General features: G+C 43.9%; 23 protein-coding genes and 2 pseudogenes. 3 read left to right on the top strand and 22 right to left on the bottom strand.

What is annotated here, in order from left to right; translation table 11 throughout:
* Positions 1 to 186: 186 nt before the first annotated feature.
* From ACESZG_RS07100 to ACESZG_RS07040, 13 genes are all read right to left on the bottom strand, one after another.
* On the bottom strand, positions 187 to 600 hold the full coding sequence (locus ACESZG_RS07100) for a sigma-70 family RNA polymerase sigma factor (protein WP_173700196.1): 414 nt from the start codon (positions 598 to 600) through the stop codon (positions 187 to 189).
* Positions 601 to 1,041: 441 nt separating this feature from the next.
* Complete coding sequence (locus ACESZG_RS07095; protein WP_118633938.1) at positions 1,042 to 1,503, bottom strand: hypothetical protein; 462 nt, start codon at positions 1,501 to 1,503, stop codon at positions 1,042 to 1,044.
* A gap of 5 nt (positions 1,504 to 1,508) precedes the next feature.
* A complete protein-coding gene (locus tag ACESZG_RS07090) occupies positions 1,509 to 2,324 on the bottom strand; it encodes an ABC transporter permease (protein WP_020993466.1) in 816 nt (271 codons plus the stop codon).
* A 12-nt stretch (positions 2,325 to 2,336) separates the two neighbouring features.
* Positions 2,337 to 3,131 (bottom strand): ABC transporter permease, encoded by a 795-nt coding sequence (locus ACESZG_RS07085; RefSeq protein WP_055058907.1) that lies wholly within the window; start codon positions 3,129 to 3,131, stop codon positions 2,337 to 2,339.
* Positions 3,124 to 4,050 (bottom strand): ABC transporter ATP-binding protein, encoded by a 927-nt coding sequence (locus ACESZG_RS07080; RefSeq protein WP_055058906.1) that lies wholly within the window; start codon positions 4,048 to 4,050, stop codon positions 3,124 to 3,126. Before ACESZG_RS07080 ends, ACESZG_RS07085 begins: the two co-directional genes overlap by 8 nt.
* Before the next feature lie 134 nt (positions 4,051 to 4,184).
* On the bottom strand, positions 4,185 to 5,102 hold the full coding sequence (locus tag ACESZG_RS07075; RefSeq protein WP_118633939.1) for a sensor histidine kinase KdpD: 918 nt from the start codon (positions 5,100 to 5,102) through the stop codon (positions 4,185 to 4,187).
* Positions 5,103 to 5,107: 5 nt separating this feature from the next.
* On the bottom strand, positions 5,108 to 5,800 hold the full coding sequence (locus ACESZG_RS07070) for a response regulator transcription factor (RefSeq protein WP_008705950.1): 693 nt from the start codon (positions 5,798 to 5,800) through the stop codon (positions 5,108 to 5,110).
* Positions 5,793 to 5,981, bottom strand: coding sequence for a helix-turn-helix domain-containing protein (locus tag ACESZG_RS07065; protein WP_002596317.1), 189 nt, complete (start codon positions 5,979 to 5,981; stop codon positions 5,793 to 5,795). Before ACESZG_RS07065 ends, ACESZG_RS07070 begins: the two co-directional genes overlap by 8 nt.
* 193 nt (positions 5,982 to 6,174) lie before the next feature.
* Complete coding sequence (locus tag ACESZG_RS07060; protein ID WP_118595612.1) at positions 6,175 to 6,363, bottom strand: cysteine-rich KTR domain-containing protein; 189 nt, start codon at positions 6,361 to 6,363, stop codon at positions 6,175 to 6,177.
* 24 nt (positions 6,364 to 6,387) lie between these two features.
* Entirely contained in the window at positions 6,388 to 6,555 is a 168-nt protein-coding gene (locus ACESZG_RS07055) for a DUF6440 family protein (protein ID WP_172509773.1), read from the bottom strand.
* A 28-nt stretch (positions 6,556 to 6,583) separates the two neighbouring features.
* The gene (locus tag ACESZG_RS07050) at positions 6,584 to 7,231 is read right to left on the bottom strand and encodes an ABC-2 transporter permease (protein WP_118633940.1); all 648 of its coding nucleotides are present in this window, start codon (positions 7,229 to 7,231) and stop codon (positions 6,584 to 6,586) included.
* Entirely contained in the window at positions 7,228 to 8,088 is an 861-nt protein-coding gene (locus ACESZG_RS07045) for an ABC transporter ATP-binding protein (protein WP_256280569.1), read from the bottom strand. The genes ACESZG_RS07050 and ACESZG_RS07045 overlap by 4 nt, the downstream gene beginning before the upstream one ends.
* Before the next feature lie 2 nt (positions 8,089 to 8,090).
* On the bottom strand, positions 8,091 to 8,468 hold the full coding sequence (locus ACESZG_RS07040) for a GntR family transcriptional regulator (RefSeq protein ID WP_118595615.1): 378 nt from the start codon (positions 8,466 to 8,468) through the stop codon (positions 8,091 to 8,093).
* A 163-nt stretch (positions 8,469 to 8,631) separates the two neighbouring features.
* Here ACESZG_RS07040 and ACESZG_RS07035 point away from each other — a divergent pair.
* Positions 8,632 to 8,706, top strand: a pseudogene (locus tag ACESZG_RS07035) (transcriptional regulator); the annotation flags it as partial.
* Positions 8,694 to 8,801, top strand: a pseudogene (locus ACESZG_RS07030) (ATP-binding cassette domain-containing protein); the annotation flags it as partial. The pseudogenes ACESZG_RS07035 and ACESZG_RS07030, both read left to right, overlap by 13 nt.
* Before the next feature lie 103 nt (positions 8,802 to 8,904).
* On the opposite strand, the gene ACESZG_RS07025 reads toward ACESZG_RS07030, so the two are convergent.
* Positions 8,905 to 9,318: a sigma-70 family RNA polymerase sigma factor gene (locus ACESZG_RS07025; RefSeq protein ID WP_256280568.1), complete on the bottom strand. Its 414-nt coding sequence runs from the start codon at positions 9,316 to 9,318 to the stop codon at positions 8,905 to 8,907.
* A 45-nt stretch (positions 9,319 to 9,363) separates the two neighbouring features.
* On the opposite strand from ACESZG_RS07025, the gene ACESZG_RS07020 reads away from it, so the two are divergent.
* Positions 9,364 to 9,549 (top strand): hypothetical protein, encoded by a 186-nt coding sequence (locus ACESZG_RS07020; protein ID WP_119246147.1) that lies wholly within the window; start codon positions 9,364 to 9,366, stop codon positions 9,547 to 9,549.
* A gap of 388 nt (positions 9,550 to 9,937) precedes the next feature.
* On the opposite strand, the gene ACESZG_RS07015 is transcribed toward ACESZG_RS07020, so the two are convergent.
* The 8 genes from ACESZG_RS07015 to ACESZG_RS06980 form a co-directional block, all read right to left on the bottom strand.
* Positions 9,938 to 12,316 (bottom strand): FtsX-like permease family protein, encoded by a 2,379-nt coding sequence (locus ACESZG_RS07015; RefSeq protein WP_055201186.1) that lies wholly within the window; start codon positions 12,314 to 12,316, stop codon positions 9,938 to 9,940.
* Positions 12,317 to 12,330: 14 nt separating this feature from the next.
* Positions 12,331 to 12,996, bottom strand: a complete 666-nt coding sequence (locus ACESZG_RS07010; protein ID WP_055201188.1) for an ABC transporter ATP-binding protein — start codon at positions 12,994 to 12,996, stop codon at positions 12,331 to 12,333.
* A gap of 139 nt (positions 12,997 to 13,135) precedes the next feature.
* Positions 13,136 to 15,169, bottom strand: a complete 2,034-nt coding sequence (locus ACESZG_RS07005) for an ABC transporter permease (RefSeq protein WP_055201191.1) — start codon at positions 15,167 to 15,169, stop codon at positions 13,136 to 13,138.
* A 165-nt stretch (positions 15,170 to 15,334) separates the two neighbouring features.
* On the bottom strand, positions 15,335 to 16,366 hold the full coding sequence (locus tag ACESZG_RS07000) for a sensor histidine kinase KdpD (RefSeq protein ID WP_281218287.1): 1,032 nt from the start codon (positions 16,364 to 16,366) through the stop codon (positions 15,335 to 15,337).
* Positions 16,363 to 17,055 (bottom strand): response regulator transcription factor, encoded by a 693-nt coding sequence (locus ACESZG_RS06995; RefSeq protein WP_281218288.1) that lies wholly within the window; start codon positions 17,053 to 17,055, stop codon positions 16,363 to 16,365. Before ACESZG_RS06995 ends, ACESZG_RS07000 begins: the two co-directional genes overlap by 4 nt.
* 286 nt (positions 17,056 to 17,341) lie before the next feature.
* Positions 17,342 to 17,677: a sigma-70 family RNA polymerase sigma factor gene (locus ACESZG_RS06990; protein ID WP_082433250.1), complete on the bottom strand. Its 336-nt coding sequence runs from the start codon at positions 17,675 to 17,677 to the stop codon at positions 17,342 to 17,344.
* Positions 17,678 to 17,804: 127 nt separating this feature from the next.
* Positions 17,805 to 20,045 carry an FtsX-like permease family protein gene (locus tag ACESZG_RS06985; protein WP_347048868.1) on the bottom strand — a complete coding sequence of 747 codons (2,241 nt, stop codon included), beginning with the start codon at positions 20,043 to 20,045 and terminating at the stop codon, positions 17,805 to 17,807.
* Positions 20,032 to 20,799, bottom strand: a complete 768-nt coding sequence (locus ACESZG_RS06980; RefSeq protein WP_005930862.1) for an ABC transporter ATP-binding protein — start codon at positions 20,797 to 20,799, stop codon at positions 20,032 to 20,034. Before ACESZG_RS06980 ends, ACESZG_RS06985 begins: the two co-directional genes overlap by 14 nt.

The following is a 20,799-nucleotide window of genomic DNA, read 5'->3' as shown; positions in this document are numbered from 1 at the left end:
GGCAGCCAATACTGTGACTGCTTTATAGTGATGCTTTCATAATTGTTGAAAACATTTGTTGTCAAGGTTCAGTTTTTGGCTACGAGTTTTATTTTCGTAGCAATGTACTGATGAAGGAGGAAAACTTGTCCTTCTTATTAACACTGACAAAAAAGGCAAAAAACAGGCGCATCAAATGAAATTTTATCAAAAATATTTTACAAGCTGCTTTAATCCACGGCGGATACTGTCTCGGACACGGCTTGGATCTACACCTTCTACTTCGGCAATTTCATTTACCGTCATTCCCAGATAGTATCGGGCATAAATTCGCTTTGCCTGTTTCTCCGGCAGCTTCATCACAGCGGCATAGACCTGCTCCTGAAACTGTTTTTCCTCCAGAAGCATCTCCGGTGTTTGCGGCTTCAACAGCACCGCATTTTCAATGCCATTCTCGCAATCCAGAGAATACTGTGCTTTATAACGATACATCTTTCGCTCATACGCAGTCTCCGCACGTTCAGCTGCTCGAATAGTTTCCATTACTTCCTCTGTCACATCTATAAAAAAGTCTGTTGGATAAACATCAGGATAAAGTTCCCGAAGGTTAATTTTCTTCATTATGTACCTCCATTTCGATTCACGGGTGATTGACGGGTGAATCGAATGGAGGCGGGGACCGACACCGGCAGACAACCGGATCATCTCCGAAAAAAAGGCAACAAAAAACGCCAGATTTCCGTGATGGAAAACTGGCGCGCCAAGAACAGCCACGATTGTACTTAATTACATGGAACGATAATGCCGATACAATGCTAAACTTGCCCGGAGGAGGAGCAATGCTTTTTTTAACTGATGTAGATCATGTGAGCTTTGAAAAAGTAAAAGGGGCACGGCAAAATAACCTCCAATCGGCTACCGTGTCCCTGCAAGTCGTCATTGGTTTGTGTGTAGGCACAAAGAAACGGCGGCTCTGAAAATCAAAGCCGCCGTTTCAAATGGGCATGAAAATATGTCTGCTCTACGACGGCTTTTTTTCTTTTGCCGTCGTCCGGCAGAGTATTATTCAATATTTAATTCAATGTTTCCAGTGAAATTCTCACATTCAATACCGATATAGTTTCCACCTCCAGGGAGTGTAATTGTATCACTATATGTTCCGGTTGTTTCAAACAAAGTGACTGCTTCATCAGCTCCAGAAATCCAAAATACTTTTGCAGTTCCCTCCGTAACCTCCAGCGCGCAGTCAATAGACAGATCCTTACCAGCTTCACGCTTTATGGAAGTTCCGCCGAACAAATACTCTGTATCTGAAAAATCCTCATAGTTGGCTGTATAGCTTCCTGTATAATCATCAATTCCTTTTTCTTTCGTACCTTGTAAGGATGAATTTCCGGTAAGCGCTATGGAACCAGCAGACTGAACAATATTGTTATACTGATCGAGAAATTCGTCTTTTGTACAACCTGAAAGCACAGAAGCACCCAATAGTATCAGGCATAATGATAAAACTATTTTCTTCACAGCTATCACCTTCCTTTCCTGCGTACAGCACACTTTCCTTTTCCCTTGGCATTTGCCTGTTTACGGGATTTCATTTCTTTTTTGTTACTGGACATCAGTAACAACAGCACCGCCCAGAGAACCATGATGCCAACCCCAATGACCGCCAACAAAGGGGTTGAGGATGTGGTTGTTCCGGCATATTCACTCATGTCAAATCCCACTAAAATCAGCGCAGCAGAGAACGGATAGATGCTGGCAAGGATACCACTTTTGAAAAACAACATGCTGTATCCAAGAAAGAACGCCAGAATGGAACCGCCCAGATATGCCCCTCGGATCTGCCCAAAAATCAGGATCAGCGGCATACAGACCAAATAGGTCGTCAGAGCCGCTAACACGATCTGCGTACCTCCATGAAAAAACACTTCCTCTGTCAGTCCCGATAATCCAACCGTCAATCCAGTAATCAAGGTAATGCCAACGCTGTATATTCCCAGCAGAACTGCAAGCATACCGACTAAAAGTAACTTAGCTCCCAACATTTTCGGCATAGAAACAGGAATTGTCATGATGTTTTTCAGTGTATCATGAGTGGATTCTCTGTCTATAAGCCATCCTCCGATCATTACCAGTGAAATTGGAAGGAATATCTGAGTGTTTCCCCAAACAACATTTTCAAATAGTGCAGAAAAATCATAATTTGGATTTCGGTACTCTGCCTCCACAATCAACTGACTTCCATACTGAACCAAAGGACAGAGTGCAAGCGCCACCAGCCCTACCAAAAGAATCTGGCACCGGCGCAGTTTCAGTAATTCCGATTTTAATAAGTTCCACATAGTCACACCCCCTTAAATTTCCTGTCGCCGGTAAACAAATGCAATCAGCGCAAGAAATACAATGGCTTCCACAATAATCACACCGAATACCTGAACACCATTCAGAAAATACGGACTGACCCGTTCCAACAAATCTGCTAACTCCGCACTGGTCTGGCTTTGGTCATAAAATTGGAATGTCCAGCGGAAGGCCAGCGGCCCCGGAAACAGGGTTCCTATGTTCAAACCAAAAGGCTGTGTGAGAAACATATCGTTCATGGAAAGGATATAATTCGCAATCGTATAGAAAAAGGTAATCACGACAGACACGATATAGTTTTTATTAAGAAGAACAACGAGCAGAATACAGGGAAGTGCGCCCACCCACATAATCAGCCCTTCTTCAATTCCAACGCCAAACAAGGTCCAAAACCCAACCGGTTCCCAACCCTGAAACAACAAAACCGCAAGATTTACCAATCCTCCAACTGCCATAAAGCCAACGGCAAACAACAGTAAAACCAGCATCTTGGACAACACCAGCTTGGTTCTATTTACCGGTACGGTAACAAGGTTTTTCAGTGTGTCATTATCAAGTTCCTCAAACAACAGATTCGAAGCCAGTATCACAAGAAGCGGCATCAAAAGCAAATATGCACTAAGCTGGAATAGGCTGGACATCACTCCATTTACAGCATCCACATCAGTGTTTACATCTGCCAGAAAGAAAGCATAAGCCAATGGCATGAAAACAGAAAGCAGTAGGGAAATAAATACCAATGGCTTCCGTTTTAATTTCAAAAATTCGCATTTGATTAGTTTAAGCAATTCCTTCTCCCCCTGTCACACGCTTGAAGTAATCTTCAAGACTTTCTTCACAAGTATGCACCTCCGATACCTCCAATCCGTTTTCTACAAAGGCAGTTACAATTTTCCCCACAGGCAGATCCAGGTTGTGCAGGCGCAGATTGTGGTCGTCCTGTATGGAGAAATGGTTTTCATGGAAATTGCGTTCCAAAATTCTTGCCGCCTGTGCAGTATCAGAGAGCGTAAAACGGATATGCTTACTGCTTTTTTGCTCCAGCTCAGCAAGGCTTTCTTCTTCCAGCAACGCGCCGTGGTCGATAATTCCAATATCGTCAGCCAGCAAAGAAATCTCCGAAAGAATGTGACTGGAAATCAAAATAGTTTTTCCTCTTGCGTCGCAAAGCTCCCGAATAAAGGAGCGTACTTCTGCAATACCGATGGGATCGAGGCCGTTGATCGGCTCATCCAAAATCAAAAGCTCCGGATCGTGCATAACGGCAAGGGCGATGGCAAGCCGCTGCTTCATACCAAGAGAATACTGTGAAAAGAGCTTTTTATCTTTGTAGGGCAGTCCTACCAGATTCAGAGCATCTTTGATAGCATGATTGTTTGGTACGCCCCGCAGAGTAGCAAAGATACGCAGGTTCTCTGTGCCGGTCAGATTGGGATAAAAACCGGGGGACTCAATCAGGCTTCCGATACGGGGCAACAGCTTCTTTTCATTCCCTTGCAAAGACTTTCCCCAGATTTTGACCTCCCCGGAAGTCGGCTTCGTTAAGCCCAACAGCATTTTCATGGTAGTGGTTTTTCCGGCTCCGTTTCTACCCAACAGACCATAAATTCTCCCACGCTTGACATGGATATTTAAGTCAGCCACACTCTTTTGTGAGCCGTATTGCTTTGTCAGATTTTTTGTTTCAATGATATAATTTGTATCCATATTCAAAACCTCCTGTTCTGTAAGGTATTCTATCATGCCAACCTTGCATTAACCTTGCCGCAACCTTGCATTAACCTTGCAATTTGAAATCCAGTAAAATGACAAAGGCTCCCGCCATAAAGACGGGAACCCGCTTAACTCTCCAAAGGAAAAAGCAACATAAATTCAGTTCCTTTTCCCGGCAAACTTTCAACTGTTATACTCCCACCCATCTTTTCTACAAGCTGATGGACAATAGAAAGACCAAGACCGCTTCCTTTTTCAGACCGTCCTTTGTCACACTTATAGAGCCGTTCAAAAATGTGTTTCAAATCTTCCTTCTCAATTCCTACTCCATTATCCGCCAGCAACAACTCCATGCTGTTTTCCTTCTTCGACAGGGAAATTTTAATTTTGTCTGCATGGCTGTGAGCGATTACATTTTGAATGAGATTATTGACAATCCTCATATAGCTGTCCATATCCAATCTTACCCGGACAGGATGTTCGGGAATATCAATGTCATACTCAACCTGTTTATCCTCAAAAATCGGTATCCAGTCAATGAGGATATTTCTTGTCAGCTCTGCGGCCTCAACACTCTGGATCTCCAAAGCAAACTCGTTGGAATTTAACTTGAACCAGTCAAAGAGTACATCAATATATTCTTTCAGATCATGGGCTTTCCGACGGGCGGTTTCAATATAATCATCCCGGTCTTTTCCTGTGACCAGTCCTTTGTGTGCAGCGTCAAGATACCCAAGCAGAGTAGTAAGGGGCGTTCGCACGTCATGGGAAAGGCTCGTCATAAGCTGGCGGTTGGTTTCTTCTGTCTGCCGTACAGTTGAAAGTCTGCTTTCATAGGCCACAACGATCTCATTGATTTCATAGGCAAGAGGTGCTGTCAGTTCATTTGTTGCAGATAGAATACGCCGGTTGCCATTTCCGTTTTTCACATCAACCAGCACATCGGTCATTTCTGCTATTTGTTTTTTTACACGCCGAACGAGAACGATGGAAGTCAATACAGCCCCAACAGCAATCACAATGGACAAGAATACGATAATTTCCATGCTGACTACACCTCCTTATTAAACCGGTAGCCAATCCCTTTGACCGTTTGTATATACTTTGGGCTTGAAGGATTGACTTCTAATTTTTTACGAAGTCGGCTGATAATCGCCATAATGTTACTGTCATCATAGAAATATTCTTCGCCCCATACTTCCTCATAAATCTGCTGTTTGGTCAAAATTTTCCCTTGATGTTTTGCACAGTACAGGAGCAAATCAAATTCCTTTGGGGGCAGTTCAAAAGTGCCGTTTGATGTAGTAACAGAACGATTTTCAAGGTCAATCTGCAATCCGTCAAAATTTAGCTTTTGTATGGCTCCAGCTTGCTGATTAAAGCGAGTGTAGCGGCGAATAAGAGACGCAATACGGGCAATCAGTTCATCCATATCAAACGGTTTTGTAAGATAATCGTCCGCTCCGGCCCGTAAGCCCCGTACTTTAGAAATGCTGTCATTTTTAGATGTGAACATCAAAATCGGCAGACTGTTCTCTTTGCGGATTTCTTCCAGCGTTTCAAAGCCATCCATACCAGGCATCATCACATCCAGCACCACAAGCTGATACTCTTGCTCTCTTAATTTTTGTAAGCCCTCTTTTCCGGTATTACAAAAATCAGCTTCTATGTTTTCTGCTTGTACGCTACGTTTAATCAAAGCGCACAGTTCTCTGTCATCATCTATAATCAGGATTTTATTCATGGTGCAACCCCTTCCCTTGTTTTGTCCTTCCATCAATCGGCTTTTCTGCGTTCTTTGGGATCAGCCAAACACCAGCCATCTTTACAGCGCCGGGGATACGCCCAGCAGCGCAATAGTAATTTACTCTACGAGGTGTCACGCCCCATTTTTCGGCGGCCTCTTTTAGTGTCATATAATCCATTATGCACCTCCACAGAGTACATTATAGTTCTTTGTCTCGAACAATACAAGTTTATCACCAACCGCAGCTTTATATAATCGGCATAATCGTACAGTTTGTCAGGCATAATAAGGTCATTCCATCATATAAACCGGAACGATACAATATTGAAATAAAAAAGGACCGATAACCACAAGTGAATTTACCTTGTGTATTATCGGCTCTGCGTCTGTGCGTCTGGCTCTTTGATAACAGTAACTTCTAAGCATTTAATATTTACAAGAAACTCTTTTTTGCATTTTGGACAAAACAATGGAAAATTCTCTAAAACCGAATCTGATCTGATTTTCGTCCGAGTTTTGCTCCCGCATATTGGACACAGCACCCAATGTTCATGCTGCATGGCACACCTCTTTTCCATAGATAATTACTTTGTAACAATGGGTTTTCCATCCTTATCAATTAAAGGGCAAATGCCAGCGCCTGCGCCAAACTTCGCAACAAGATAATTGACACCGGTTTCTTTATCTACTACCACATAAAACCCCTTTACACTACCAGCGGTTTCCGTAATTTCAAATCTCTTATTTTCCATATAGATACCTCCTAACCATTCAAGAAGATCAAAGTTCTTGCTTTGCAAAAATACGATAACTGATTTGATACATCACATAGCACCATGCCAACGCCAGAAGTGGCGAGCAGCAGAGAAGAGTAAATACAATCTGGTCTGTCAATGCAACTCCCAGCATAGTAAGAAGCTGATATATTCCAAAACAAATCCCTACCGGAATGAGGAATGATACTAATAGCAGAACACGGCCTTTTTCCGCACCAAACTTAAACACAAGAGGGATTGACATACTTCCAAAAATAAGGGAGATCACCCATGCAACGAGTGTCAAAAACAGAAGTTCTCCAATTCCTGCTACGTCAAGCGCGATTTTATGTGTGATTAGGCCACCGATAAAACCAATAATCAGCCCCAAAAGGCTGCCAATGGCACAGAAGATAGCCAGCACCATAAATTTCCCGGCCACCAGTTCTTTCTTTGAAACCGGCATTATCATAGCATACCGTGTCCATTTGGAACTGTCATCAAAAGAAAAGGTTGTTACAATCATCATGCTGCACAAAATCGCACATACAAAGATATAACCCTCTACGCCGGAAAATGGAATAAGTGCAACGGCAAAAACCACAAGGATGAAAAGCATAGATTTCGCATTGTGGCCGATATTAAATAAATCTTTTAGAACAAGGCTTTTCATTTTGCTTGATCTCCTTTCACATACAACAGCAGAATATCATCAATGGTGGCATCATCCACTACGGCATTTTTATATTTTTTTCTGACCTTTTCCTTGTCCGCCACCAGCACATTCCATTGATAGTCGTCCTTACGGTAGGTCAAAACTTCTTCTTTGTCGAGCTGGTCGAACAAGACAGCACCGCAACGGACAATACCATAACGGTAACGAAGTTCATCTTTTGTTTTGCAAAAAAGAACTTTGCCCTGATGAATAAAAGTAATATAGTCTGCTACTTTTTCCAGATCCGTTGTGATATGCGAGGACATCAAAATAGAATGGTTTTCATCTTGAACAAAGTCAAGAAATACATCAAGAATATCATCCCGCATCACAGGATCGAGGCCACTTGTCGCTTCATCCAAAATCAGCAGTTTAGGCTTATGGGAAAGGGCAACGGCAATGCACAGCTTCATTTTCATTCCCTTGGACAAAGATTTAATCTCTTTATCCGTAGGAAGCTGAAAGCGTTTCAGATAGTCTTGAAACAAATGCGCGTCCCATTGTTTGTAGGCAGCACCAGCAATTTTTCCCACTTTGGCCGGTGTAAGAGTTTCATAGAAATTGATACCGTCAAAGACAACGCCAATGTCCTCTTTGAGCTGTTTAGAGGACGACAATTCTTGCCCCCAAAAAGTGACAGTACCATCGTCCTTACGGATCAGGTCAAGAATGGCATTGATGGTTGTGCTTTTTCCAGCTCCATTTTCGCCAATCAATCCCATGATCGTTCCTTTTGGTACCGAAAAAGAAACATGGTCTAACTTGAAATCGGCGTATTGCTTTGTCAAGTTATCAACCCGCAAAATAGCGTCCATAGTTAATCCTCCTCTTGATAAAACATCGTCAGTAATTCAATCAGCTTTTCCAACGATATTCCACTTGTCCGCCCAATGTCGGCGGCCTCTTGCAAATGTTCTTCGGCCAATCTCTGCTGTTCTTCCTGATAAAAGTCTTTGTTCTGTGCCGATACAAAACTTCCTCGGCCTACCGTCGTTTCGATAAAACCATCCCGTTGTAAATCTTCATACGCTTTCTGAACGGTAATAACACTCACATGAATGGACTTTGCCAGCGCCCGCATAGAGGGAATGGGCTCGCCGGTTTTTAACTCGCCACTCATAATCATTGCTTTTATCTGCGAAGTTATCTGCTCATAAATTGGCTTGCTCGTATTGCTGCTTATGATTATTTCCACAACGCCCCTCCTTTGTCTTATAGTGTACTTATAGTACAAGTACATTATAGTCTTGTATGTTTAATTTGTCAATATACTGGTTGAGGAAATGAAATACTACCTAACATCAAATTTCATTACATTCCCATAATTCAACCCGAAATGTACAATGATATAGGGTGATATGAGAATGAACCAAGATGAAAGAAGGTTTGACTTTCATGGGCTCGGGCTCGCTTTGAAACAGGCCAGAGAGGAAACGTGATTTTGGCAAAGCTACTGCTTGAAAAACCAGATGTATTGCTATTAGATGAGCCGACAAATTTTCTTGATAAAGATCATGTTTCTTCACTCAAAGATAGCTTTACAAAATACACCTCTAAGGCTACTACAATAGGTAGGGCGCAAGGTCTTATGCAGAAGCACTTTGAGACCTTGCGCCCTCTGTTATTCTACCCTAAAAATACTTTGCCAGCTGCTTCAGACCACGCCGGATGCTGTCACGGACACGGCTTGGATCTACACCTTCTACTTCGGCAATTTCATTTACCGTCATTCCCAAATAGTATCGGGCATAAATTCGCTTTGCCTGTTTCTCCGGCAGCTTCATCACAGCGGCATAGACCTGCTCCTGAAACTGTTTTTCCTCCAGAAGCATCTCCGGTGTTTGCGGCTTCAACAGCACTGCATTTTCAATGCCATTCTCGCAATCCAGAGAATACTGTGCTTTATAACGATACATCTTTCGCTCATACGCAGCCTCCGCACGTTCAGCTGCTCGAATAGTCTCCATTACTTCCTCTGTCACATCTACAAAAAAGTCTGTTGTATAAACATCAGGATAAAGTTCCCGAAGGTTAATTTTCTTCATTATGTACCTCCATTTCGATTCACGGGTGATTGACGGGTGAATCGAATGGAGGCGGAGATCGGCAGCGACATACTTCGGGAGCTTTCCCGAAAAATCGACAGAAAAAAGCGCCAGCTCCACACAATGGGAAACTGGCGCAACAAAAATAACCATAATTCTTCTGTTTTAATTGGAATGATAATGCCGATAGATAATCATATCTCCCCAGAGGAGGGGCAAGGCTTTTTTTAATTGGTGCAGCTCATGGGTGATATGAATGACAAAAATTGACATGGCGGTATCCTCCTATATACCGCCCTCTTGATTGCATGAGCATCGTTGGAAAAGCAAAAAGAAACAGCGGCCTTGATCTACTCAAAACCGCCGTATCAGCTATGTGGGTTTGCATGGGAAATGATCTGCCCGTCAGCGGTTTTTTTCTTTTCCCCGCTGTGGAGGCAGATGTTTCTTATTGATTTACCACAAGCATAAACTACAAATGTTACACAAATGTCCGAGGTGCCTTTGATTTCGACAAAAAAACAGGCTGAATTGTTACAAAGCTCGGACATTTCAAAAATTTTTTGAGAAATGGCGAAAAAAGCGGGGCAGCACACGCCGCCCCGCCGATCCCATACGGTTATTCCATCGCCCGCATTTGTTCGATCAGGGATTGCTTTTTCTGTCTGCGGATTGTCCATACAGACAAGATCAGTTCCATTCCGAACAATACCAGAATGAACAGTCCCATTTCCAAAACCGGGAATTTGTAAGGCACTACATTTCCGGCAAAAGCTCCTATACTCATTTTTCTGCAAGCAAAGATGGAAGCCGGAAGCCCAACGATCAGCGTCGCCAATGTTGCAAAGAGCGCATAGCACAGCCCCTCACAGATGTTCATTTCACATAGCTGTTTTTGTGTTAGGCCGATAGAACGCAGAATACTGTTTTCCTGCTTTCGGGCTATCTGGTTAGAGAGTGTCGTATTGATAAGGTTGATAACGCCAAAGAGAAATACCAACCATGAAAGTATCTCCATACTGCCAAACGCAAAAGAATTTGTCATTTCTTCATATTCAATCACTGTATTGATTTCATCTAAGGCAATATTACTATGGCTGGCAACAATATTTTTCAATTCAGCTCCCACATAGTCCGTTTTTTTCGGATCGTTTACAATGCTCCATGAATAGTCGAAAGAAGCGATTTCCGGGTGCAGTTCATGGAACAATGCTTCTGGTGCGAAAAAGAGTACTCCATCGAGGGCCAGTTTTCCATGCCCGGAAGGCGTCTTGTTGGAATCAAACAATCCTGATACAGTGACGGAAACAGGCGGTTGCCCCTCTCCAAAATAAAAGTCAACTGTTGAACCAACACCCATATCCTCATTCTGCTTTAGCACATTATAGTCAATTACAATACTACGGGAATCTTTTGGCATCGTTCCTGCTGTCAGAGCCGCTTCAACTGTTGCATAATTCTGGTCGGTCAGCATATCACACATACCACCGCTTTGGTAAATGTCCGTCTTAAGGGTTGCATAGAGAGATTGTCTGCTTGGAATTATATCTGTAACACCATCAATAGATAAGATTTCCTGTTTTAATTCTTCATTCAACGGATTTCCCGCTGCCATAACCTTTTCTTCTGTCATTTCAGAATCCAAATAAATTTTATAGTCGCCGTCCGGGAAAAACCGTCTTGCAAGCGCCTCTGGAGAACGCAGCAAAACAATGGAGGATACCACAAGCAGAATAATTCCGCCCAAACTCAATGAGGCTACAATAGCAACGGTCTTTTTTCGGTCACGCTTAAAATTCGCAATTCCCATTGAAACAGGATTGAGCTTGATATTCTTTTTTCGGCTTCGGATGTCCTTTTGTGCCGGGGTAAAACGGACGGCTTCAATCGGGGAAATCCCTGCCGCAATTTTTATCGGCTTACGGATGGAAACAGATACCATGATCCAACTGCTTATGAGTGTCAAAATAATCGTTGCCACATAGGAAACAGCATTAAATCCCTTGGGAAACAAAAGAAAACCGCCGCATACACCCAGCACTGTACCAATCAAAATCCCGATACTGCCGAGTTTACGCCCCTCCCGCTTTACAATCCGCTTGATTTGCTTTGGCGTTGCACCAATCGTCCGAAGCTGCCCGTAGCTCTTGATTTTGTCATTGATGGAGATACGGAAGATACTCTGGATCACAATATAGCCGCCGATCAGAACAATGGCAATCACGCCAGCCATCAGTGCAAAATCAAAGGATTTAGAAGCATAGGCAAAATACTTGCTGTTCATTTTGGGCATAGGAAGCTGATATTCCTCCGCAATCTCCCTGCAATAAGAGGTCATCAGTTCTTCGCCCAACTGGTCGCTGTTTTTGAAATGGACATAGGCGCGATAGCCAGTCGGGTCAAACCCTTTCCATCCTGTCAGGGCAGCGTTGGAAAGAATGATAGCGCAGGTATTCGCTTCTTTTTCATTTACGCTGTCCATAATGCCGGTAACGACATAATCACCATGAAAACTCTCTGTATCTAAGGTCACAGTGTCCCCGATCTTGGCATTGTTTCCATAGGTGGAAAGAAAGTATTCGCTTACAACAACTTCATTTGCTTTTTCAGGAACCCGGCCCTCTAACAACTCCATCTGCGCCTTGGTAATCTCCATCATTTGCGCGTCGCAATACACATAAGACGCATGATAGCCCTGTTCTGAAAGCTCCTCACCCAGCATATAGTAGCCGCCTACGCGCTCAAACTCCGGCAGTCCTTTCAGGGTTTCAATGTCGTTTTCCTCTACGCCCAGCCAGACCGCCTCATAAGTATCGACAACCTGATTGCGCTGCATTTGTGTCAGGGAGGTAGACACAATTCCCGTAAAGCAGATCAGAAATGCCGCCAGCGCAACGGCAATCACCACCATCAGATTCCGGCGCTTCTCGCTTTGCAAACTTTTCTTTGCCAGCTTCTTTGTAATGGCGCTGGTATCATTCTCAAAAGGCCATGTCATAGCCTGCCACCTCCTTACTCCACAATCTTGCCGTCCTCAATGCGGACAATCCGATCTGCAAGACGGGCTATGTCGTCATTGTGGGTAATCATCACAACAGTTTGCCGGAACTCTGCACTGGTGCGCTTGATAAGCCCCAGCACCTCGGCGCTGGTCTTGCTGTCAAGGTTGCCGGTCGGCTCGTCGGCCAGCACAATAGCCGGTTTGGTAATCAGGGCGCGTGCGATAGCCACACGCTGCTGCTGGCCGCCGGAAAGATTGTTCGGCATATTTTTCAGTTTATCTTCCAGCCCCAGCAGGTGAACGATCTCGTCCAAAAACTTCTGATCCACCGTGTCCCCGTCCAGCTCCACCGGCAGGACGATGTTCTCATACACATTCAGGATAGGAACAAGGTTATAGTTCTGGAAGATAAAGCCGATGTTGCGGCGGCGGAAGATGGTAAGCTGTTCGTCGTTCATTTTCGACAGCTCTTTGTCCCGGACAATCACATTGCCGGAAGTAGGGGTGTCCAGCCCGCCCATCATGTGAAGCAGGGTGGACTTGCCGCTGCCGGAGGTTCCCACAACGGCCACAAATTCGCCGTCATTTACAGAGAAGTTCACGCCGTCAAGGGCGCGGGTGATATTCGGCTTTGTGCCGTAATACTTTTTCAGATCAATCGTCTGCAAAACGCTCATACTCAAAACTCCTTTCAAGGCTTTCTGCCTGTTGATAAGGTCATTGTAAAACCCAAATGTCCGCGAAATGTTACAGCGGCCAAAAAATTTCATCGAAAATCGGGGTGAAATGTTACAACGCTCGGACATTTCAAAATTATTATTCAACTACCCTTAATCGAGCTACAATACTTGTTTTTCTAAAATAGCGAAACGAAACATGAGGAACTATAATCGCCACAACGCAAATAACAATTCCCTCTAATATCAACGGGAAAATCGTAGGCTGTATTGTAAACAGCCATAAGTCAGGTTGATTAAAGAAAGTAGGAAGAATTGTATTTGCAACAATAAGAGAGAGAGGTAAACCCATTACACAAATCAGAAATGCGTAAAACAATCCCTCCAATACGGTCAATTTGTTAATTTGTTTTTTCGTCATTCCGATGCTCTCTAATGTAGCAAATTCCCGTTGCCGGTTTATAATGCCCGTTATAATGATGTTGGAAAAATTCACAAGCCCGATACTTCCTAATAGAAACCCAATAAGGCCACCTATGATAAAAATAGTTTGTTTTAATCCATTCATAGTTTGTGCCAATGTTTCAGACGATGCGTATTCAACGGTAGGCAAAGAATTGATGTACTCGGTCGCTGGCAAAAAGTGTTCTTTTTCCACATCAAACACATAACTCATTATGGCTGGATTGTTATACAATTCCACAAACATCTCATTACTCATATAGAAAATAGGACAATCGCCGCCAACATCAGTGTAGCCAACATTCTTACCCGGAGATTCTACCAATGAAAAATCAACCACTGCACGCGCAATTACCGAAACCGTTTTATAAGGCAATCCATCTTTGTAAATGGTAACTTCCTGATTGAGCGGACAAAGAAATTCAGGAGATTCATTTGGGTTGATCGCTGAAATTTCTATAACATAGTTTCCACTTTCCAAATATGAGGTTAGTTGCTGTATATCTGTTTCTCCCTCAATGAAATTCAATTTAGGAAGTATTGATTTTTCTACCCCGTAAATATTGCAAAGAGGTCGATAATCAACACCGAGTTTTACTGGATAAGTTCTGCCATCAACCATACCACTTCGTATAAGGTGATTATCTTCTGTGTATTCGTCTAATACTTCCGTGACCAAACTACCATAATCATAAGTAACACTGACATCATCCAAAGTGTTTTTATAAATTCGACTTCCGTTCAGCACAGGAATATTATTTTCAATATCAGATATGATTTCATTACTAACAGAATCATCTTTAAATCGAAAACCTTGCACATTAGAAAATGTGTTTGGGCTTGCCACAACAAAATCAAATGAGGTAACAGAAGATACATATTTTTTAACATCAACACTATTTCCGATTGCGATTGCACTGTTTAGGAGAATAATGCAGAGTATCATGGATAAGACGATAAATATGGTACGCTTTGAATTTCTTCTTAAATTTCTCCATGCCATTTCTGTTATTCTATTCTTAAACGAAAGACGATTCTTGTTGGCACTATGATAATTGTCTTTTTCATAGTATCTAGTTGCCTCAATGGGCGAAATCGTAGCTGCAATTTTGAATGGTTTCTTTATGCTCACCCAAACAGTAATCGCACTAAATATCCCGGCAACGACAAAAATAATAGGATTAAAACTCAAGTTCACAGAAAGATTGTGATACTCGCCTTTCATAAAATTAAGAATCCACGGAAGCATAAGTATTCCTACTATATATCCTAAAATCAACCCAATAGATATACCAATTATAGACAGCCAAAATGCTTGCTTATAAACAATTCGCTTGATTTGCTTCTCCGTTGTTCCGATTGTTCTTAATAAGCCATATTTCTTTATTTCTTGAACAACAGAAATCTCAAAAATATTGCGAATGAGCAAATAGCCCGTTATTACAAAAATCATAATAAAAAACAGGGCTGCTATTATGGCAATCCAATTTACAGATGTACCAGTGGACGGGCTGGTTCCCCTAATTTGCAAAATAGTTGTCTGTATAGACTGGATCGCTCCAACACATAAAGTCGTTACAGAAGTAAAAAGCATTGATGTTAAAACGATTGCTATTACAGCAACAATATTTCGTAATTTGTTGGCTTTGAAGCTTCTTTGCGCCAGCTTCTTTGTAATGGCGCTGGTGTCATTTTCAAAAGGCCATGTCATAGTTGTATCACCTCCATATTTGATAAGGGTATTGTAAAACCTAAATGTCCGCGAAATGTTACAGCGGCCAAAAAATTTCATTGAAAATCGAGGTGAAATGTTACAACGCTCGGACATTTCAAAAAAATTTACGGCGGGCAGCCGGAAATGGCCGTCCGCCGCGTTTTATTTTGTAGGCAGCATAATAGAAAATTCCGAACCCTTGCCCGGCTCCGAAACCACTTTGATATAGCCGCCCTGCCGCGTTACAATCTCGCGGGCCAGATACAGTCCAATGCCCACGCCCTGCTGTTCGTGTACTTCTTCCTCACGATAGAAGCGCCGAAAGATGGCAGCCTGATTGCTTTCGGAAATGCCCTTGCCGGTGTCGACTACTTTGATTTCCACATACATTTCCCACAGTACCACCGACACAGCGATTTTCCCGCCTGCCGGGGTGTACTTCACCGCATTGTCCAGCAAGTTAAAGAGGGCTTCGGATGTCCACTTGCTATCATGGGAAAAAGTCAAATTCTCCGGGCAGTCCACGGACACAGCGATTTCCTTTTTCTCCGCTGCATACACAATCCCACTCATGGCCTGCGCCACGGTATCAAAGAGGCGACCCGGTTTCTTATCCAACTGGATCACGCCCGTTTCCAGCCGTGAGGTTTTCACAAGGGCCTGAAAGAGAAAGTCCAGCTTATCCGTCTGGCTGCGGATTCCCCGGATAAAGTCGGTGCGCTCCGCCTCGGTCATGGGCTTTTCCAGCAGGGTGTCCGTCGCCATTTTCAGATTGCTTACCGGCGTTTTCACCTGATGGGAAATATCCGATACAAGGGTCTGTAACTCCTGCCGTTCCTCGTCCACCCGGCGGCGGTTCTCCTGCATGATCTGGTAAAGCCTTGCCAGCCGGTGTCCGATTCTGGCAAGCTGGGTTTCGCTGTCCTCTGGCCGCTGGGGCGCTTCATTCCCGGCGATCATGTGGTCTAAGGTCTGGCACAGGTCAGCGGTAAACTGCGACAGCCGCGTTCCAAACGCCTGCGTCAGTACAAAAATCCCCACAAGGGCGCACAGCAGCAGCGCCCCGCCCGTCAGCAGCACCGCAATCTGTTTTGTCACAAGAAACAGGGCTATGGTGATCCCGGACATGGAGAAGGCAAGCCCCATTGCCACCCGGCTAAACAGCCGCTTTACCGAGAGATTTTGAAACTTCATTTTGCCTCACCTCCCGTCCATTGATAGCCCATGCCGTAAACGGTCTTGATGTAGGGCGCGCCGCCGTCGGATTCAATCTTGCTGCGAATCCGGCTGATGGAGGTTGTCAGGGTGTGTTCGTCTACAAACCGCTCGTCTATATCCCACAGCCTTTCCAAAAGCTGCCCACGGGTCAGCACTTGCCGGGGATTTTTGCGGAACAGGTTCAGCATTTTGTACTCCATCGGGGATAGGGTCAGGGGCTTGCCGTTTAGGGAAGCCGTCTGCTCCGAGAAGTCCAGAAACAGCCGCCCGTCGTCGTAAATGTCCTTAGCCGGTTTGTGGTGTTCCAGCATGGCGAACATGGCTTTGATTTTCCGCTGCAAGGCCCCGATCACAAAGGGCTTTGTGATGTAGTCCACCGCGCCCGCCTCATAGCCCCGTATCTGGTCGCTCTCCTGATCGTTGGCGGTCAGGAAAATTACAATGGTGTCCGGGTGCTGGGGCTTTATCAGCTTGCACAGCTCAAAACCATTTCCATCCGGCAGGTTGATGTCCAGCAGCACTAAATCAAATTCCCGGTGGCGGATGGCGTCGGCTGCGGTTCTGGCATTTAGGGCAGAAGTCACGCCGTAGCCGTCTGCGGTCAGGTTATAGTCTAACATCTTATTCAAAAAACTGTCGTCCTCGACAATTAAAATCTGCTTCATATCCTCACTTCCTTTGCTTTTTATAGATAGTATAACAGGCAAATGTCCGCGAAATGTTACAGCGGACGGATTTTTTCAAAAAACTTTCCATCTATATTATAATTTGATCCAGTTAGTGCTACAAGGATGGCATTCAATATTTACAGCTAATTAAATAGAAAAAGATTCCTGCTTTTTTCACTCAAAGATAGCTTTACAAAATACACCTCTAAGGCTACTACAATAGGTAGGACGAAAAGTCTTATGCAGAAGCACTTTGAGACCTTGCGCCCTCTGTTATTCTACCCTAAAAATACTTTGCCAGCTGCTTCAGACCACGCCGGATGCTGTCACGGACACGGCTTGGGTCTACACCTTCTACTTCGGCAATTTCATTTACCGTCATTCCCAGATAGTATCGGGCATAAATTCGCTTTGCCTGTTTCTCCGGCAGCTTCATCACAGCGGCATAGACCTGCTCCTGAAACTGTTTTTCCTCCAGAAGCATCTCCGGTGTTTGCGGCTTCAATAGCACCGCATTTTCAATGCCATTCTCGCAATCCAGAGAATACTGGGCCTTATAACGATACATCTTTCGCTCATACGCAGCCTCCGCACGTTCAGCTGCTCGAATAGTCTCCATTACTTCCTCTGTCACATCTACAAAAAAGTCTGTTGTATAAACAAAGTGTCACAAAGTAAATGATATAATCTCGCAGGCTTCTGCGGATATTTTGAATTGCTAACTTCCAGTACATATCTTCCTCCCATCACCTTACGCTATCGGAGTTGCTGCGAATCGAACGCTGGAACAGCAGCCATGTACTGAGAAAGTAGCAGCTCAGCAGCAAAGCGAAAATCCCGACAATGATACCTATTTGCCGCATCAAGGCTCCGCAGCCAATATAAGCTGAGATTTCAGCAGAAACACTTTGAAGAAAATAGCCAATCACAATCATTGCTACAACGATTGCCGCTGTGATCGGCATCCCAAACCAAACACCAAGCTGTTTTAGAACCAAAGTATGCAGGTCCTTCTCTTCCACTCCCATTTTTCGCAGAACCGAGAATCTGTAGTTGTTTTTTTCTGCATCTAGGAGCTGCTGAAGAGCCAGCACGGTAAGACACATCACCATCAGCACAATTGCACCATAGATCAAGGACGCTTTTAGGATAAAGTTAAGGGCGATTATACGGTTCACTTCCGTAGTACGGACAGTTGTACTGTATCCTGCCAGATTGTCTTTATCAGGATCTTCTGGATAAGAACGCCCAAGAAGCTGTTCCAGCATTTCTGCCGTTTTGAAGGGAAGCGGATATTGGGTCATCACAAATCGGTTGCTCTGTACCGGAAGCAGGACTTGCGCTATCTCGTCCGGTATGATATACACCACATCTGTATATAGATTATAGATGGATTCCCCCACAGGTTCCTGAAACACTGCATTCTCACTGAGTTTCAGAGTGCCTGCGTCCGTTTCCAGTAAAGTATGCTCAGCGATGTAGTTTTCAATATCCTTGTCCTCTGCCGCACTATGCCAGTGGGTAGCAAATTCATCCGTTTTTAAAATAATAGGTTCATATCCCAACATTTTCCGAACAGCGTTATAATCCTTCAGTGCAATCGCCAAGGGAGGAAAATCGTACTTTACCCGCTGGTGAAAGTCGCTTTTTTGAGGAAGATATTCCGAAAAAGTCAAATCGTCCTTTATCTCTATGTTGTTTTGTTCTATGAACGCAGTAATTTCCTCATAGTCTGTATCCGGAAGATTTTCCACTTCATAAACATCGTTGTAGCGGCTTGAAATTTGAATATCATAGACTGCCCGACTATCCAAATAGCCCAGACTCCATCCTGTCAAAACTGGCGCAATGACAAACAAGCAGATAGAAAAAGTCAGGGTCACACAAATGATCGTCATCGTTTTCGTATTGGTAGCCAGCTTAGAGGAAAGCTGTCCAAACAGAAATAAACTCGTATTGTGATATTTGCGGGACACTTTAGACTCCTTCCAGTATAGGAGCGCCGCATTCGATAAATACATGACTGCGGAAATGATAAACAAAATATCCGCAACCCCAAACAGCAAATATTGATTCAGAGTTGGGGCGTCAAATCCAAGGAAGTAGGCTTTTTCCAGTTCTGCGATGGAAAAAATCGGAATAGCGGTCAATACAGCACCAGCCAGAAGCCCGCAAAGATATGGGGAAAATCCTATTTTTCTGTGTAAAAAAGAAACTGCAATTGCCCAAAGCAGCGTCACGGCAGGGAAAAGGACATTCCCCCAATACATGAGCTTTACAGGAAGTGGATATCTGGGGTCGAAGTAAAAATGATATTTTACAGCACCTACCTCCAGCATCCACAGCAGCATAATGCCATAGAAAATACAGATCATCGGCATCCATCTGCTTTTATGAAGCGGTTTTTCATTCTGACGGTTTGCCGTCATAAGCTCAATAATCCTGCTTTTGTTGAGAATTCTGACATTCCCGACTCCAACCAGAATCTGGCAAACAACAAAGAAGCCCACGGTCAGCAGCACGGTATCTGGAAAAAAAGACCAAGAAAAAGCGTAGGGTTCCCCAAAAGAAGCAAGCAGCATAGCCGTAATGACCTGAGAAACGACCATCCCCAGAAGGATTCCCACCGACACAGAGAATATGAGCAGGAAAAAAGTCTCTCCAAAAAAGAGCAGTCCTATGGTTTTTTGCTCCATTCCCAGGGTTGCCTCAACTGCAAACTCCGATTGTTTTTTTCTCAGCATGAAACGATTGACATAGTGGATCAGAAACAACAGAAGCAGACTAATCCCGCAAATCGCCAGTTTCATACCTCCAGCCAGCAGGGAAATATTATATTCCGCACCAATGGTCGGATGATAATGGGTGCTGCTGATAGACAAAAACGCATAGAACAATGTGACACAGAGTGTCATGGTCACAATATAAATCAAATAGTCCTTTCCTGACCGCTTTGCATTTTTGAAAATGAGTTTAGTGTACATCATTCACACCCCCTCCCATCATGGTGAGGACATCCAAAATTTTTTCAAAGAAAACCCTACGAGAATCACTGCCTTTGAGAATTTCCGCGAAGATCGCACCATCTCTTAAAAAGAGAATACGATTGGCATAGCTTGCCGAAAAAGCGTCGTGTGTTACCATCAGGATTGTGGCGTCAAGGCTTTCGTTAATACTCTGGATTGTGGAGAGCAAGGCTTGTGACGAGTGACTATCTAACGCGCCGGTAGGTTCGTCCGCCAGGATCAACTTTGGCTGGTTGATAATAGCTCTGGCACAGGCACACCGCTGTTTTTGACCGCCGGACACCTGATAGGGATATTTATCCAGAATATCCGTGATATTCAGCTTTCCGGCCATTTCCCGCACCCGCCCATCAATCTCACCTGCAGGAACCTTGTTGATAGTCAGTGCCAAGGCAATGTTTTCCGAGATTGTCAGAGTGTCCAGCAGGTTAAAATCCTGAAATACAAATCCAAGATTCTCCCGACGAAACCGGGCAATCTGTTTTTCGTTGATTTCCGTCACATCGGTTCCGTCCAGATAGATATGTCCCGCACTGACGGTATCAATGGTGGAAATACAGTTGAGCAGGGTAGTCTTGCCGGAACCGGATGCTCCCATGATTCCTACAAATTCCCCCTCCTGAACGGAAAAGCTGATGTCCTGAATTGCTTTTGTAACATTCCCGCCATTTCCGTAATATTTTTGGATATGATCCAGTTTCAAAATTTCTTTCAT

It is taken from the genome of Blautia sp. Marseille-P2398, assembly GCF_964240315.1.
Taxonomy (GTDB): domain Bacteria; phylum Bacillota; class Clostridia; order Lachnospirales; family Lachnospiraceae; genus Blautia_A; species Blautia_A wexlerae.
The sequence above is the reverse complement of the archived record's forward strand: the minus strand, read 5'-3'. Positions and strand labels throughout refer to the sequence as shown.

Bases quoted from the DNA above. Each gene is read 5' to 3' on its own strand.
- ACESZG_RS07100 (WP_173700196.1), bottom strand. From the start codon at position 600: ATGAAGAAAATTAACCTTCGGGAACTTTATCCTGATGTTTATCCAACA.
- ACESZG_RS07090 (WP_020993466.1), bottom strand. From the start codon at position 2,324: ATGTGGAACTTATTAAAATCGGAATTACTGAAACTGCGCCGGTGCCAG.
- ACESZG_RS07080 (WP_055058906.1), bottom strand. From the start codon at position 4,050: ATGGATACAAATTATATCATTGAAACAAAAAATCTGACAAAGCAATAC.
- ACESZG_RS07075 (WP_118633939.1), bottom strand. From the start codon at position 5,102: ATGGAAATTATCGTATTCTTGTCCATTGTGATTGCTGTTGGGGCTGTA.
- ACESZG_RS07070 (WP_008705950.1), bottom strand. From the start codon at position 5,800: ATGAATAAAATCCTGATTATAGATGATGACAGAGAACTGTGCGCTTTG.
- ACESZG_RS07065 (WP_002596317.1), bottom strand. From the start codon at position 5,981: ATGGATTATATGACACTAAAAGAGGCCGCCGAAAAATGGGGCGTGACA.
- ACESZG_RS07060 (WP_118595612.1), bottom strand. From the start codon at position 6,363: ATGCAGCATGAACATTGGGTGCTGTGTCCAATATGCGGGAGCAAAACT.
- ACESZG_RS07055 (WP_172509773.1), bottom strand. From the start codon at position 6,555: ATGGAAAATAAGAGATTTGAAATTACGGAAACCGCTGGTAGTGTAAAG.
- ACESZG_RS07050 (WP_118633940.1), bottom strand. From the start codon at position 7,231: ATGAAAAGCCTTGTTCTAAAAGATTTATTTAATATCGGCCACAATGCG.
- ACESZG_RS07045 (WP_256280569.1), bottom strand. From the start codon at position 8,088: ATGGACGCTATTTTGCGGGTTGATAACTTGACAAAGCAATACGCCGAT.
- ACESZG_RS07025 (WP_256280568.1), bottom strand. From the start codon at position 9,318: ATGAAGAAAATTAACCTTCGGGAACTTTATCCTGATGTTTATACAACA.
- ACESZG_RS07020 (WP_119246147.1), top strand. From the start codon at position 9,364: ATGGAGGCGGAGATCGGCAGCGACATACTTCGGGAGCTTTCCCGAAAA.
- ACESZG_RS07015 (WP_055201186.1), bottom strand. From the start codon at position 12,316: ATGACATGGCCTTTTGAGAATGATACCAGCGCCATTACAAAGAAGCTG.
- ACESZG_RS07010 (WP_055201188.1), bottom strand. From the start codon at position 12,996: ATGAGCGTTTTGCAGACGATTGATCTGAAAAAGTATTACGGCACAAAG.
- ACESZG_RS07005 (WP_055201191.1), bottom strand. From the start codon at position 15,169: ATGACATGGCCTTTTGAAAATGACACCAGCGCCATTACAAAGAAGCTG.
- ACESZG_RS07000 (WP_281218287.1), bottom strand. From the start codon at position 16,366: ATGAAGTTTCAAAATCTCTCGGTAAAGCGGCTGTTTAGCCGGGTGGCA.
- ACESZG_RS06995 (WP_281218288.1), bottom strand. From the start codon at position 17,055: ATGAAGCAGATTTTAATTGTCGAGGACGACAGTTTTTTGAATAAGATG.
- ACESZG_RS06990 (WP_082433250.1), bottom strand. From the start codon at position 17,677: ATGGAGACTATTCGAGCAGCTGAACGTGCGGAGGCTGCGTATGAGCGA.
- ACESZG_RS06985 (WP_347048868.1), bottom strand. From the start codon at position 20,045: ATGATGTACACTAAACTCATTTTCAAAAATGCAAAGCGGTCAGGAAAG.
- ACESZG_RS06980 (WP_005930862.1), bottom strand. From the start codon at position 20,799: ATGAAAGAAATTTTGAAACTGGATCATATCCAAAAATATTACGGAAAT.